The following is a 14,140-nucleotide window of genomic DNA, read 5'->3' on the forward strand; positions in this document are numbered from 1 at the left end:
GGTGGGTGGGGTTCCCCTCGCGAGGTTACGAGGATCACAATGCGTCGGGCGCCCGTCGCCGACCGAGTGAAGAGCACGCGGCACGCCGTGGTGATCTGGCCTCGTCGCGCGTGGGGCCCTCCGCCCGCATTGCCCCCGCCCCCAATGAAAAAGGAGCGTCACCCACCCCCCACCCCGGGTGGCGTTCCGGCGCCGGGTGGACCGAGCCGCATTCCCCCCGATAGCGGCAACGTGGTCCACCCGGCGCCTCTTTTCCCGCCGCGCCGGGTCCACTCACGATCACGGCCGGCCCGCAGCGGTATGTGCGCCAAGTAGCCTGTCTGACGGAGTCTCCGGGTGGTCGGCGACCCGGTGAAGGGGGCGGTTGTGGTTGACGACATGCGAGACGACAACGGCCGGCGATCCTCCAACGGCGATCGCCTGACCCGCGCCTTCACCGCCCCCGCCCGGGTGATGGGCCGCCTGGTCGGGCTGAGCGGCGACGCCGACGCCCACCCGGTGCCCCCGCAGCCGGGCGAGCGCCGCGACGCGATCGTGGACTGCGCCATCTACCTCGACGGCATCCGCCAGCCGGCGGCCGGTGACTACCGGGAGGCACTGGTGCTGGCGCGCCGGCAGCGCGGCGCTTTCGTGTGGCTCGGCCTGCACGCCCCCGACGAGCTGCAGATGGCCGGCATCGCCGACGCGTTCGGCCTGCACGAGCTGGCCGTGGAGGACGTGATCAGCGCGGGGCAGCGACCCAAGCTGGAGCAGTTCGGCGAGGTGCACTTCCTGGCCCTGCGAGCGGCGCGCTACGTCGAGCACAAGGAGCTGACCGAGCACTCCGAGGTGGTGGAGACCGGTCAGATCATGCTGTTCATCGGGCCCGACTTCGTGATCTCCGTACGCCATGGCGAGGCCTGCCGGCTCAAGCCGGTGCGCGAGCACCTGGAGGCCCGGCCCGAGCTGCTCAAGCAGGGGCCCTGGGCGGTGGCCTACGGGGTGCTCGACCATGTGGTCGACCTCTACGTCGAGGCCGCCGACGGGATCAGCCAAGACGTCGACCTGATCGAGGAGAGCGTCTTCGCGCGCGACTCCAGCGGCCGGATGCAGCGCATCTACCAGCTCAAGCGGGAACTGGTCGAGTTCAAGCGGGCGGTGCTGCCGCTGCAGCGGCCGCTGCAACTGCTGATCGGCGACACCCCCGAGGTCACCAAGGAGTTGCGCAAGTACTTCCGGGACGTGCAGGACCACCTGGCGCGGGTGGTCGACCAGGTCAGCTCCTTCGACGACCTGCTGATCTCGATCATGCAGGCGCGGCTGGCGCAGGTGACCGTCGACCAGAACAACGACATGCGCAAGGTCGCCGCCTGGGCGAGTATCGCCGCGGTCATCACCGCGATCGCGGGCATCTACGGCATGAACTTCGACTTCATGCCGGAGACCAGCTGGAAGTACGGCTACCCGATGGCGCTGTCCGTGATGCTGGCCGCCTCCTACGCCGTCTACCGCATGCTCCGCCGCTCCGGCTGGCTCTGAGACAAAGGAAGGGCACCTTCTTAACGCTATGCGTGGTAGAAGGTGCCCTTTATAACGGTCGAGTGCGCTGACCTCGTCACATGCGGCTGTTTTTCGAGCCGGTGGACGAGTACTTCGACGCGAAGCTGTCCGTGGCGTCGTTGGCCGCCTCGGCCGCGTCGTTGATCTTCGCCTTCATGGTGTCCCGGCCGCCGCCCTTGAGCGAGGAGGCCGCCTCGTGCAGCTTGTCGGCGGTCTTGTCCATCGCCTTGCTGGTGTGGTGCGTGGCCTTGCCGATCACCGAGTCGGCCTTGCCGGCGGTCTTGTCCGTCATCGACTTCGTCTCGGCGCGCATCGACTCCAGCGCCTGGCTCGGGTCGTACTCCGACCACTGCTGCTGGCGGCGGCGCTTCATGACCAGCGCGCCGGCGATGCCGACGGCCGCACCCGCGGCGAGCAGCCCGATCAGCATCCCCGTGTTGCCACTACGCGACACGTGGCCCCCCTTCTTGTGCTTGCGCGCCTTGGCGTTGGCCTTCTTGCTGGCGTGCATGGCGTCGGCGGCGCCCTCCCGGTACGCCGCGGCCAGCGGCGCGAGGGCGGACACCGTCGTGTCCATGCCGCGTGAAGTGACACGGCGCATGCGTCCGGTGGTCGGGCCGAACGACGCCCCGACCCCGCCGGCGGCATGTGTCGCCGCCTGCAGGAAATGGTCCCAGCTCTGGCCCATTTCCTCGCGCATCAGCTCTCCGCGCGTCTTCTTGTGAAATCCGAGCATCTTCCCCCGCCTTCCTGCCCGGCGCCCCCGCGCCGGACAGACAGTCGCTCCGGGCGCCCCCGCGCCCGTGCGGTGGTATCGCAGGGCGCGCCGTCACGACGAAAGCGCGCCCCGTTCATGTCCCTGCCTGCCATCCTGCCTCGCCGGACGCCATCGCACACCCGGAACGGGCACATGGGAGAATCTGTCGGTAACCAACCACTCGAATATCAGGAGTTAGACGTGGCTGACGCCCGTTTCGCCGTCCTGCACACCAGCGCCGGTCCCATCCGCCTGGAGCTCTACCCGAACCACGCCCCGAAGACCGTGAAGAACTTCGTGGAGCTGGCCGAGGGCACCAAGGAGGGGGCGACCGACCCGCGGACCGGTCAGCCGATCACCGGTCCGTACTACGACGGCACGCCGTTCCACCGTGTGATCGACGGCTTCATGATCCAGACTGGCGACCCGACCGGCACCGGTCGTGGCGGCCCGGGGTACACCTTCGACGACGAGTTCCACCCGGAGCTCAGCTTCAACGCGCCGTACCTGCTGGCGATGGCGAACGCCGGCCCGAAGACCAACGGCTCGCAGTTCTTCATCACCACCGGTGCCACGAACTGGCTGAACTTCAAGCACACCATCTTCGGCAAGGTCGCCGACGCGGACTCGCAGAAGGTCGTGGACGCGATCTCCAGCACGCCGACCGACGCCGGTGACCGGCCGCGGGAAGCGATCATCATCGAACGAATCGACATCGAGCGCTAATCTCGCTTCCATGACGTCTCCCGCACCCCAGGGTGGCCTGCCGCCCGTACCCAGCTGCTACCGCCACCCGGGGCGGGAGACGCACCTCAAATGCAGCAGATGTGACAAGTCCATCTGCCCGGACTGCATGATCCCGGCGTCGGTGGGCCACCACTGCCCGGACTGCGTCGCCGAGGGCCGGCGCACCCAGCGCCCGGCGCTGACCCACTTCGGCGGGTCACAGCTCGGCATGCACGGCTACGTGACCAAGGCCCTGATCGGGCTCAACGCGCTGGCGCTCATCGCCGGGGCGCTGCTGGTGGGCATGCCCGCGATCTTCGGCGGGGGCCTGTTCTCCCCGCTGACCGAGTGGCAGTTCATCGGCGGCGTGCTCGGCGAGACGATCACCGTCGGCCCGCAGCACGCGGTGTACGCGGGGGCCCTGCCGGAGTACGGCTCGGTCTGGCCGGGCCTGGACGACGGCGGCTACTACCGGCTGTTCACCGCGATGTTCATCCACTACGGGATCATCCATTTCGCGATGAACATGTGGGCGCTGTGGGTGCTCGGCCGTCCGCTGGAGGCGGCGCTGGGCCCGGTCCGGTTCGCGGCGGCCTACCTGCTCTGCGGCATCGGCGGCAACGTGGCCGGCTACATCTTCAGCGCCAACGGGGTCGGCGCGGGCGCCTCGACCGCGATCTACGGCCTGTTCGCCATCTACTTCTTCGTGCTGAAACGGCTGGGCCGGGACGCGTCCGCGATCATCCCGGTGATCGTGGTGAACGTGGCGATCTCCTTCGCCATCCCGGGCATCGGCATCGCCGGTCACCTCGGCGGGCTCGTCACCGGAGCGATCGTGGGGGCCGGGCTGGCGTACGCGCCGAAGGAGCACCGCACCCTGGTGCAGACGGCCGTGCTGGTGCTGACGTTCCTAGGTCTCATGGGTGTGACAGTGGCCCTGTCGTTGACGCGGTGACCAGCGAAAACGCATCCATCGACGAGGGTCGCGATCGATCGCATGAGTGACTCGCGTGACGTGTGTCACGCGCGCTCGTTGCTCCTTACATGGACGTCTTCTCGCGTACGTTCCTTCCCGCCACCGGCGAAGCCGGCATTCCCATGGCCACGGTCAGCCGACACATGCCGATCTTCCGGCGCTGTGTCGAGGCCGGTGACGCCACGGTGCTCGTCGCCCGCGCCCTGCGCCCCGAGCGCCCGCTCGGCCGCGAGTTCCTGATGCTGCTGACGTACCGCCGGCTGGTGATCACTCAGGAGAGCCGCATCCTGCGCCGGCTCCGCCTGCACCTGAACACCGACCTGCGCCACCTCGCCAACGTCACCTGGCACCCGGACCCGCGCCTGTCGGCGATCGAGTTCGCGGCCACCGCCGTCGACGGCATCCGGGAGCGCTTCTGGATCCACGCGGGCCACCCCAAGCAGGTCTGGCACCTGGACGCCCTCTTCTCCCACGTCTTCAAGCCCAAACTGATCGCCCAACGCACCGCCGGCCTGAACGCCACCCCCTACGCCTCCTTCGCCGACCACCTCGTCGGCGCCTGACCCCCCGCCGCCAAGATCGCGACGATCTTGCGTGAACTGTTGGCGATACGCCCGAAATAGGCGTGTCGTACCCACGGTTCGCGCAAGATCGTCGTTTGGTGGGGGCGGAAGGTTTGCGGTGGGCTTACGTGGTTCGTACGTGGGTCGGACATGATGGCGGCGTGAGTGAGAAGGGGCTGGTGCTCGTTGTCGAGGATGAGCGGCCCATTGCGGATTTGATTCGGCTTTACCTGCAGCGTGACGGGTATGGGGTGCAGGTCGAGTCGGATGGGGCCGCGGGGTTGGCGGCGGCGCGGAGGTTGCGGCCTACCGCTTGTGTGCTGGACATCGCGTTGCCGTCGATGGACGGGACGGAGATCTGCCGGCGGCTGCGGGCCGAGGACATCTGGGTGCCGATCATCTTTCTCACCGCGCGGGACGACGAGGTCGACCGGATCGTCGGGCTGGAGCTGGGGGCCGACGACTATCTGACCAAGCCGTTCAGCCCGCGTGAGCTGGTCGCCCGGCTCAAGGCGGTGCTGCGCCGCTCCGGCGGGACGCCGGAGCCCGACCGCAGCCGGGCCGTCGGCCCGGTGCGGCTCGACCCGGCCCGGCGCGAGGTCACCGTCGACGGCGTCACCGTGCACCTGACCAGCACCGAGTTCGACCTGCTGGCGCACCTGATGAGCCGGCCCGGCCGGGTCTACACCCGCGACGAGCTGCTGTCCACCGTCTGGGGGTACGCCGCGCACGGCGGCACCCGCACCGTCGACGTGCACGTGGCGCAGGTCCGCGCGAAGCTCGGCACGGCCGCGCACATCGTGCGCACCGTCCGGGGCGTGGGGTACACCGCCGATGCCTGACCGCCGCGCCGATCTCACCGTGCCGATCCGGGTGCTCGCCGCGCCGCCCCGGCCCACGGCCAGCACCAGCACGCTGACCACCCGGGCGGTGCTCGCCGGGGTGATCGTCGCACTTATCACCCTGGTGGTCACCGCGCTGATCGCGGTGCCGCTGACCGCGCGCGCCACCGAGCAGGCCGCCCGGGAGGGGCTGGCCTCGCAGACCGACGTGGTCGCCCAGGTGCTGCGCAACCGGCGGCCCGCCGCGGACGCCAAGCTGATCGAGCAACTGCGCAAGCTCAACGGCGACGTCAGCGCATACCTGATCACGACAGGCGCGGCCGACCGGCCCGGGCTGCCCACCCGGGTGGTGCAGCAGGTCGCGGACGGCAAGCCGGTCAGCGAGCGGCTGGCGATGGTCGGCGGGCGGCTCTCCATGATCGAAGGCCGCCCACTCGGCGGTGGCGACGGCGTCGTGCTGGCCCGGCCCGCCGCGACCGGCATCAGCCGCCAGGTGCTGCGCAACCTCTGGCTGCCGCTGCTGGCCGGGCTCGGCGCCGGCGTGCTGGCCGGGGTGCTGCTGGGCCGCCGCCTGGCCCGCCCGATCCGCAACGCGGCCACCGCCGCGGCCCGCCTCAGCTCCGGCGACCGCACGGTGCGCCTGGCCGCCGAGCCGCCGCAGGAGGTGGAACGGCTCGCCCACTCGATCAACGAACTGGCCGAGGCGCTGGCCACCAGCGAGGGACGCCAGCGCGAATTCCTGCTGTCCATCTCGCACGAGCTGCGCACCCCGCTGACCACCATCAAGGGGTACGCCGAGGCGCTGTCCGACGGTGTGGTCGGCGCCGACTCCGCGCAGGAGGTCGGGCAGACCGTGCTCGCCGAGGCCGAACGGCTGGACCGGCTCGTCGCCGACCTGCTCTCACTCGCCCGGCTCGACGCCGCCGACTTCGCCGTCCAGCTCACCGACGTCGAGCTGGTCTCCCTGGTGACCTCGGCCGAGCGCGCCTTCGCGCCGCGCGCCGCGCAGGCGGGGGTGCCCGTGCGCGCGGAGGTCCCGGCGGGGGAGGTGTGGGCGCGCACCGACCCGCTGCGCCTGCGCCAGATCGTCGACGGACTGGTCGAGAACGCGCTGCGGGTGGTGCCACCGGGCCGTCCGATCGTGGTGGCGGTGCGCCCGCTGCCCGACCGCACCGCGATCGAGGTCCGCGACGGGGGCCCCGGACTCACCGACGACGACCTGGCCGTGGCCTTCCAGCGCGGCGCGCTGCACCAGCGCTACCAGGGCGTCCGGCAGACCGGCAGCGGCCTGGGCCTGGCCCTGGCGGCCGGCCTGGCCCGGCGCCTCGGCGGCACCATCGAGGCGGGTCACGCGGCCGAGGGCGGCGCCAGGTTCACGGTTTACCTGCCCCGAACGTCGGCCTGACCGCGCCCGCGCGACGGCCGGGCAGGCTGCGGTCATGAGAAAACTCAGCCTCACCGTCGCCCTGGGTCTGACCGCGCTGCTGGGCCTGACCGCCTGCGGCCCGTCGGACATGCCGGCGGCCGCCACCGGACTGGTCGCCTCGGTGGAGGCCGAGGCGCTCGCCGCGATGGGCGTCGCACCCGTCGACCTCGTCGCCGCCGAGACCGACCTGGACGCCACCGCCTCTCCCGCGCCCGCGGCCCAGGACAAGATCGACAACCGCCTGCAGAACTGGCGCAAGCGGCACGCGCTGCGGGTCGCGCTGCGCCGCGACGTGCAGCACGGCGAGGCCGTCGTGGAGACGAAGAAAGGCCCCGTCACCGTGCTCGTCCAGCGCGGCGTCGTCACCGCCGTCGACGGCGGTTCGATCACCGTGAAGTCCGCCGACGGATACACCCAGACCTGGCACTACGGCGAGAAGCTGCGGGTGGTCGAGAAGCGGGCGACGATCCAGGCCACCGAGCTGAAGGCAGGCGCCCAGGTGGCGCTGGCCGGGCCGAAGGAGGGCGACGTGCCGACCGCCCGCCTGATAGTGATCCCGCTCGCCCGCTGAGCCCGGAGTGAGGAAGGGCGCCTTCCTGTACGTGAACCGTAAAGAAGGTGCTCTTCCTTTTTGTCGCGAGGCGCTGACGTTGCCGGATGTGCAGGGACCCGACACAAGGGCTAGACTCGCCCGGTCCAACCAGTGTCAGCAGCGGAGTGCCCAGTGAAGCTATCGATCCTCATGCCGGTCTACAACGAAGAGGCCCGGCTTGGCGAGGCTCTCAAGCAGGCCCTCGCAGTCGACTATCCGTGCGAGATCGAGCTGGTCGTGGTCAACGACGGCAGCAAGGACCGCACCGCCGAGATCCTCGACAACTGCGACGACCCGCGGCTGCAGGCATTCCACCACGCGAAGAACGCCGGCAAGGGCGCGGCCATCCGCACCGCCGTCGGTTCCGCGACCGGTGATTACATGGTCATCCTGGACGCCGACCTCGAGTACGACCCCAAGGACATCCCGAAGCTGCTCGGCCCGGTGCTCGACGGCCGCGCCAAGGTCGTCTACGGCAACCGCAGCTTCGGCGGCCACGCGGCTTTCTCGTTCTGGTACGTGATGGGCAACAAGGGTGTCACCCTGTTCGCCAACGTGCTGTTCAACTCGTACATCGGCGACCTCGAGACCTGCTTCAAGCTGATGCCGCTCGACCTGTACCGCTCGCTGAACGTCAAGTCCAAGGGCTTCGGCATGGAGGCGGAGGTCACCGGCAAGCTCCTGCGCCGCAAGAACCGGCCGTACGAGGTGCCGATCAGCTACACCGCCCGCACCCGCGAGGAGGGCAAGAAGATCACCGCGATGGACGGGATCGAGGCCCTGCTGATCCTCATGCGGGAGCGCCTGCGCCGGGTGCCGAAGCAGCGCTAGCCACCAGCAGCACCTTGCCGACGTGCTCGTTGGCCGAGACGATCCGCTGTGCCGCGGCCGCCTCCGCCAGCGGCAGCACGCGATCCACCACCGGGCGGATCGCGCCAGAGGCCAGCAGTGGCCACACGTCCTGCCGCACCCCGGCCACGATCGCGGCCTTCTCCGCCGCGGGCCGGGAGCGCAGCGCGGTCGCGGCGACGGACGCCCGCTTGGCCAGCAGCGCCCCCAGGTTGAGCTCCGCCCTGGCGCCGCCCTGCAGCCCGATCACCACCAGCCGCCCGCCGGTCGCCAGCGCCTGCACGTTGCGCTCCAGGTAGGCCGCGCCGATGATGTCGAGGATCACGTCCGCGCCCACGCCCGTGAAGTCGTCGCTGGTGTAGTCGAGGCACTCGTCCGCGCCCAGCTCGCGAAGCTGGGCATGCTTGGCCGCCCGCGCCGTGGCCACCACCCGCGCCCCCAGCGCCTTGGCGTACTGGATCGCGAACGTGCCCACCCCGCTGCCACCGCCGTGGATCAGCACCGTCTCGCCGGCCCGCAGCCCCGCCACCATGGTCAGGTTCGACCACACCGTGCACGCCACCTCGGGCAGCCCGGCCGCGGTGACCAGGTCGACCCCGTCCGGCACCGGCAGCACGTGCGCCGCGTCGACGGCCACCGCCTCCGCGTATCCGCCCCCGCCGAGCAGCGCGCACACCTCGTCGCCCGGCCGCCACGGCCCGGCTCCCCGCTCGACCACGCCCGAGCACTCCAGCCCCGGATAGGGCGGTGCGCCCGGTGGCGGCGGGTAGACACCGGCGACCTGGAGCAGATCGGCCCGGTTGACCGCGGTGGCGGCGGTCCGGATCAGCACCTCGCCCTCGGCCGGAATCGGATCGGGGACCTCTGACCAGGCAAGTTCACCCTTGGCGGGGATCGTCATGGCGTACACCAGACCATCTTGCCCCGAGACCGGTCCGGACGGGCGGGCGACGCGTCTGGCACACTGGTCGTCGGCGATGCGCCTGGAGGGTTCGCCTAGTGGCCGATGGCGGTGGTCTTGAAAACCACTAAGGCAGCGATGTCTTCAAGGGTTCGAATCCCTTACCCTCCGCCGAGACGACACGGTCAGGGGCCGGCAGGAAGGTTATCTCCCGCCGGCCCCTGACGCGTACCTGCTCGTCCCATGGGGGTGGAGCTCCGGCGAACGGCCGGTCTCCACCGGGTGGGCGCGGCACTTACATTGAGGGGGTGCGGCCCTCGGACCCAGGATGTTCGAGGGCCGCACCCGGTTCACACCGTCAGACCGCGGCGAGCCGGCACGCCACGTCCGCCGTCGCCGGCGGGACGCTCAGCAGGGTGAGCTGCGTGGTGCAGACGGTGTAGGACAGGTCGCCCAGGGTGCAGGCGAGCCCGAACTCGACCCCGCCGAACCCCTGCGCCGCCAGGTACGCGCTGCAGTCGCCGGGGGTGGCGTGGGCCGGGGTGGCGGCGATCGCCGATGCTCCGGCGAACGCGAGGGTGGCCGCGCCGATGACGGCGAGCCGTTTGCCGATGCCGTTGAGCTTGCGCATCGTGACACCTCCATAACTAGGAGTGATAGGGAGATGCCAACATATCGATTACCGAGGATCGGCGATAGCGCCCGTCACCCCTTCGGCGACGAATGAATCGCAGGTGGGGACGCTGAGGCATGGCTCACGCCGCTCATCTACATAGGATTCGAGCCCGCGCCGAGGTGGGGCGGCCCGATGGAGCGGATTCGTGAGACGACGTTTCTCGCCGGGAAACGGTGCGGTCAGCGCAGGCAGCAGCCGGAGCAGACCTTCGGCTGCGGCAGGGTGAAGGCCAGGCAGCAGGTGCGCCGGTGGACCTCGGGCTCGCCGTTGTCGCCGGTGCCGATGTCGACGAGGTCGTGCAGGTCCAGCGCGTCGAGCAGCTGCCGCGCGGTGTCGGCGGCGGTCGAGCCCGGCAGGGCGGGCGCGCTGCGCAGCACCGCGTACGCGATGCCGGAGGCGACGGAGCCGAGCAGGGTGCGCCGACCGACCTTGACCTCGGCGCGGATGCGCTCGGACAGCGGGTCGAGGTGCTGGTCGAGCAGGCTGTTCCGCAGCGTCTTGAGCAGCAGGGTCTCGTCGGAGACGACGGTGATGCCGGGGACGCCGGAGTGCGCCAGCGGGTCGTCGGGCAGCACCGCGACCTGGGGTGCCCGCAGGCCGACCTGCACCAGGGCGGCGCCGGGCTCGCCACCGCCGAAGCGCAGCAGGGTGCTGTCGGCGTCGACCAGCGGCACCCGGCGGGCCGTGGCCCAGCTCAGCACGGCGGGCATGGCGACCCAGTAGGTGTACGACTTCCAGGCGAGCGTCGCGGCGGCGTGCGGGGCCGCGCCCCAGCGCTGGACGGCGGTGTCGAACAGGGCGGGCAGCGCGGAACCGTCGAGCAACCGCGATGCCGGGGTCCAGCCCTCGTCGTCGGTCACCAGCAGCGGGTCGGCCAGACCGTGCACGGCCGTGAACCCTCGGCGACGGCGCACCGCACTGAGTGTGACGGTGAGGGGGCGCAGGGCGTCGGTCAGGACCAGAGGCGTCAGCGTACGCACTCGTTCCTCACCGATCCTTTCCTGCACATGCACCAGCCCATACGGGGTTGAGCTCACTGTACCCCGATAAGGCTAGGCTAACCAGACCGGTGCCAGTTTACGCCACTTGGCTCACCGTGTGTCACTTTCTGCGACGGTTATGGATCGTCACGCACCGGCTGGCCCCTTGATCGCCTGTCAAGGTTTTTGTCAGGTAATCAGCAGTTCCCATTAACTGGTCCAGCAGCCGCGAAGAATGAGGATTCACGACGAGCGGAGGAGGGGGCGAGGTGTGGCATGACCGAGCGGAGCGGGGCAGGGTCATGAGCGTTTCGCCGGTGGAACGCGCCGTCGAGGCGTTCGCCGCCGAGCTCGGCCGGTGGCGGATCGATCGCGGCATGACCAAGAAGCAGCTCGCCAGCAGGATGGGGTTCGACCCCTCGTACATCAGCCACATCGAGGGCCGAAGACATCGGCCGACCGAGGACTTCGCCCGCCGGGCGGAGGCCGTGCTCAACGCCGGCGGCGCGATCTGGCGCCGCTTCCAGGAGTACGAGGAGGCCAGGCAGGCCCGTGGTCCGGCCACCCTGCTGACCAGGGAACCCGCCGTGCCCACGCAGTGGCTGCCACCCGGCACGGGTCTCGTCGTCGAGCTGGAGGAAGCCCAGCTGACCTACGTGGACGGCGACTACCACGTGATAGTGCGCCGCGCGCTCTACAACGCCGGCAACGAGCCGGTGACGCGTTACCTCATCCGGGTCGCGGTGGACCGCTACCCGGGCCAGCCACAGCGCTCCAACGCCCACCACCGGGCCTATCCGCTCGGGCTCGACGAGCTGAACCTGGTGGCGTTCTGCGGCGAGCCCGGCGCGGCCGAGCCGATGGTGTGGCGGGCCAAGCAGGACCGTGACGCGTTCAAGGAGATCTGGCTGCTGTTCGAGAACGCCGACGGCCGCTTCCCGCTCTACCCGGGCGAGCGGACCACGGTGGAATACCGCTACCGCGTCGACGAGCTCAAGTGGGGCACCTGGTTCGAGCGGGCCGTCCGGCTGCCCACGCGGCGGCTGGTGGTGCAGATGCGGTTCCCGGCCATGCTCGACCCGCAGGTGTGGGGAGTCGAGACGTCCATGGCGGCCGAGGAGGCGCCGCTGCGCACGCCGATCGTGCGCGAGCTGGAGGGCGACCGCGCGGTGTTCACCTGGCGCACCGAGGACCCGTCGCTGAACGCCCGGTTCCAACTGCAGTGGCGCTTCCGTGCCCTCACCTCCGCCCCGCCGGCCGTAGCGGCCCGCTGAGAGACACGAAGAGGCCCGCCGGACCGGCGGGCCTCTTCACGTGTTCGGGAACGGCTCAGTGCTCGCTGAAGGCGTCGTACCGGATGCGGGTCTGCGGCACCTTCAGCTGCGACAGGGTGCGCAGCGTGGTGCGGACCATCATCGGCGACCCGGACACGAAGAAGTCGTGCTCCATCCACGGGCCGAACCGTGACAGCGTGTCGGTGACCGAGCCCTCCTCGCCGCCCCAGCCCGGGTCCTCGCTGCACACCGGCACGATCGACAGCCACGGGTACGCCGCCGCCATCTCCTGCAGCGACGCCAGGTCGTACAGGTCGTCGCGGTTGCGCGCGCCGAAGAAGACGTGCACCCAGCGGGTCCGGTTGAACGTGGTCAGGTCCTCCAGCAGCGCCTTGATGGGCGACAGCCCGGTGCCGCCGGCGACGAAGACGATGTCGCGGGTGGACCGCCGGTCCAGCACCATGGTGCCCATCGGGGCGGCCAGCCGCAGCAGGTCGCCGGCCTGCACCCGGCGCACCAACGCGCCGGAGACCCAGCCCGCGCCCAGCGCCCGCACGTGGAAGTCCATCGTGTTATCGGTGCGCGGCGCGTTCGCGACCGAGTAGGTGCGCCACACCCGCGGGTGGAACTTGGGCACCTCGACCGACAGGTACTGCCCGGCGCGATATTCCAGCTGCTGGAACGGGCGCACGGTCAGCATCGCGATGTCGCTCGACCGGCGCTCGTGCGCGATGACCTCCGCGTGCCACCAGGCCGGGTTGCTGTCGGCCGAGGCGCCGGCGAGCATCTTGCGGGCGATGACGTCGTACGCGTCGCGCCAGGCCTGGTCGTACTCGTGGGACCACTCCGGGCCCGCGAACGTCCGCATGGCCTCCAGCAGCGCCGCCCCGACCACCTCGTAGTGCTCGGGCACCACCTGGAACTTGCGGTGGTCCCGGCCCAGCGAGCGCAGGTACTCGTCGAAGCGGTCCGGGTCGTCGACGGACTGCACCGCGGTCACGATCGCGCCCAGCAGCCGGGCCCGCTGCACGTCCATGGTCACCGGGAACATGTCCCGCACGCCCGGATTGTTGAGGAAGATCCGCGCGTAGAAGTAGCCGGCCACTTTGTCCTGTTGTTCCTCGACAAGTGTCCAGCTTTCTTTCAACAGCCGCTGAAGGTCGCTCACGTTCGTAACGATGTCAACGCTGCGCGTTCGCCCGTCGCACAGACTGTGCGACCCTCTTGTGTCATGGCTGCTGAAGAGCTCGTCCGGGGGATCTCCACCCCCACCCGCCCGGTCCTGCGCAACGAGGTCTGGTTGCTGCTCGGCGTCTCGCTCGGGCACTCCGCGGTCTGGTCGGCGCTGTCGCTGATCGACAAACTGACCCGCCCGGCCCCGCTGAACCAGCAGGCCTCCGAGCTCAACGTCGCCCGCACCCCGGACCGGCCCTGGCTGGATCTGGCGTTCCAGCTCGCCGGCATCTTCTTCGCGCTGGTCCCGGCCCTGTTCGCGGCCCACCTGCTCAACCGCGGGCCCGGCTGGGACGGCCGCTTCGGCGCCCGCGGCCTGCTCGGCCTCGACGGGACCCGCCGCGGCTTCGACGCCGGGACCGGGGCACTGCTGGCCGCCGTGATCGGCATCCCCGGACTGGCCCTCTACGTGGCTGCCCGGGAGCTGGGCCTGAACACCACGGTCGTCGCCGAGGGCCTGGGCCACGTGTGGTGGGCGCTGCCGGTGCTGCTGCTGTCCGCCGTGCAGAACGCGATCCTGGAGGAGGTGGTCGTCGTCGGCTACCTGATCACCAGGCTGCGCCAGCTGTCCTGGGGCGTGCCCGCCGTGATCGCGATCAGTGCGCTGCTGCGCGGCGCATACCACCTCTACCAGGGCTTCGGCGGGTTCGTCGGCAACGCGGTGATGGGCGTGGTGTTCGCGCTGTTCTTCCTGCGCTACCGGCGCACCGGACCGCTGATCGTCGCGCACTCGCTGCTCGACATCGTCGCCTTCGTCGGGTACGCCCTGCTCGCCGACCAGTTGGACTGGATCTGAGCGATCTTTG

The 14,140-nt window shown here is 70.4% G+C and carries 14 protein-coding genes, 1 tRNA gene and 1 pseudogene; 11 read left to right on the forward strand and 5 right to left on the reverse strand.

The genetic code is table 11. The annotated features are described in order from the left end of the window. Positions 1-378 precede the first annotated feature (378 nt). A complete protein-coding gene (gene corA, locus HAV39_RS08710; protein ID WP_191838633.1) occupies positions 379-1,518 on the forward strand; it encodes a magnesium/cobalt transporter CorA in 1,140 nt (379 codons plus the stop codon). A gap of 76 nt (positions 1,519-1,594) precedes the next feature. On the opposite strand, the gene HAV39_RS08715 is transcribed toward corA, so the two are convergent. Beyond that, positions 1,595-2,275, reverse strand: a complete 681-nt coding sequence (locus HAV39_RS08715) for a hypothetical protein (protein WP_191838634.1) — start codon at positions 2,273-2,275, stop codon at positions 1,595-1,597. A 222-nt stretch (positions 2,276-2,497) separates the two neighbouring features. On the opposite strand from HAV39_RS08715, the gene HAV39_RS08720 reads away from it, so the two are divergent. The 7 genes from HAV39_RS08720 (at position 2,498) to HAV39_RS08750 (ending at position 8,252) form a co-directional block, all read left to right on the forward strand. Next, positions 2,498-3,022, forward strand: coding sequence for a peptidylprolyl isomerase (locus HAV39_RS08720; protein ID WP_275413962.1), 525 nt, complete (start codon positions 2,498-2,500; stop codon positions 3,020-3,022). Between the two features lie 10 nt (positions 3,023-3,032). After that, on the forward strand, positions 3,033-3,977 hold the full coding sequence (locus tag HAV39_RS08725) for a rhomboid family intramembrane serine protease (RefSeq protein ID WP_191838636.1): 945 nt from the start codon (positions 3,033-3,035) through the stop codon (positions 3,975-3,977). 89 nt (positions 3,978-4,066) lie between these two features. Then, on the forward strand, positions 4,067-4,561 hold the full coding sequence (locus HAV39_RS08730; RefSeq protein ID WP_239120855.1) for a hypothetical protein: 495 nt from the start codon (positions 4,067-4,069) through the stop codon (positions 4,559-4,561). A 161-nt stretch (positions 4,562-4,722) separates the two neighbouring features. After that, positions 4,723-5,403 carry a response regulator transcription factor gene (locus HAV39_RS08735; protein WP_191838637.1) on the forward strand — a complete coding sequence of 227 codons (681 nt, stop codon included), beginning with the start codon at positions 4,723-4,725 and terminating at the stop codon, positions 5,401-5,403. Continuing rightward, positions 5,396-6,808 carry a sensor histidine kinase gene (locus HAV39_RS08740; RefSeq protein WP_191838638.1) on the forward strand — a complete coding sequence of 471 codons (1,413 nt, stop codon included), beginning with the start codon at positions 5,396-5,398 and terminating at the stop codon, positions 6,806-6,808. The genes HAV39_RS08735 and HAV39_RS08740 overlap by 8 nt, the downstream gene beginning before the upstream one ends. 34 nt (positions 6,809-6,842) lie before the next feature. Next, complete coding sequence (locus HAV39_RS08745) at positions 6,843-7,400, forward strand: hypothetical protein (RefSeq protein ID WP_191838639.1); 558 nt, start codon at positions 6,843-6,845, stop codon at positions 7,398-7,400. A gap of 153 nt (positions 7,401-7,553) precedes the next feature. Further along, positions 7,554-8,252 carry a glycosyltransferase family 2 protein gene (locus tag HAV39_RS08750; protein WP_191838640.1) on the forward strand — a complete coding sequence of 233 codons (699 nt, stop codon included), beginning with the start codon at positions 7,554-7,556 and terminating at the stop codon, positions 8,250-8,252. On the opposite strand, the gene HAV39_RS08755 is transcribed toward HAV39_RS08750, so the two are convergent. After that, positions 8,212-9,180, reverse strand: a complete 969-nt coding sequence (locus tag HAV39_RS08755) for an NAD(P)H-quinone oxidoreductase (protein WP_191838641.1) — start codon at positions 9,178-9,180, stop codon at positions 8,212-8,214. The genes HAV39_RS08750 and HAV39_RS08755 overlap by 41 nt on opposite strands. Positions 9,181-9,255: 75 nt before the next feature. Between HAV39_RS08755 and HAV39_RS08760 the strand changes: the two genes are divergently transcribed. After that, positions 9,256-9,342: transfer RNA gene (locus HAV39_RS08760), tRNA-Ser, on the forward strand. A gap of 187 nt (positions 9,343-9,529) precedes the next feature. Here HAV39_RS08760 and HAV39_RS08765 read toward each other — a convergent pair. After that, positions 9,530-9,802, reverse strand: coding sequence for a hypothetical protein (locus tag HAV39_RS08765; RefSeq protein ID WP_155369362.1), 273 nt, complete (start codon positions 9,800-9,802; stop codon positions 9,530-9,532). 224 nt (positions 9,803-10,026) lie between these two features. Next, positions 10,027-10,809: a (2Fe-2S)-binding protein gene (locus HAV39_RS08770; protein WP_191838754.1), complete on the reverse strand. Its 783-nt coding sequence runs from the start codon at positions 10,807-10,809 to the stop codon at positions 10,027-10,029. 320 nt (positions 10,810-11,129) lie between these two features. On the opposite strand from HAV39_RS08770, the pseudogene HAV39_RS08775 reads away from it, so the two are divergent. Beyond that, positions 11,130-12,083: pseudogene (locus tag HAV39_RS08775) on the forward strand (helix-turn-helix domain-containing protein); the annotation flags it as partial. Between the two features lie 73 nt (positions 12,084-12,156). Here the strand turns inward: HAV39_RS08775 and HAV39_RS08780 are convergent. Further along, positions 12,157-13,269 (reverse strand): globin domain-containing protein, encoded by a 1,113-nt coding sequence (locus HAV39_RS08780; RefSeq protein ID WP_191838642.1) that lies wholly within the window; start codon positions 13,267-13,269, stop codon positions 12,157-12,159. Between the two features lie 63 nt (positions 13,270-13,332). Here HAV39_RS08780 and HAV39_RS08785 point away from each other — a divergent pair, with 63 nt between their 5' ends. Beyond that, positions 13,333-14,130 carry a CPBP family intramembrane glutamic endopeptidase gene (locus HAV39_RS08785; RefSeq protein ID WP_191838643.1) on the forward strand — a complete coding sequence of 266 codons (798 nt, stop codon included), beginning with the start codon at positions 13,333-13,335 and terminating at the stop codon, positions 14,128-14,130. Positions 14,131-14,140 lie beyond the last annotated feature (10 nt).

This window comes from Catellatospora chokoriensis (assembly GCF_011297315.1).
Classification (GTDB): Bacteria; Actinomycetota; Actinomycetes; order Mycobacteriales; family Micromonosporaceae; genus Catellatospora; species Catellatospora citrea.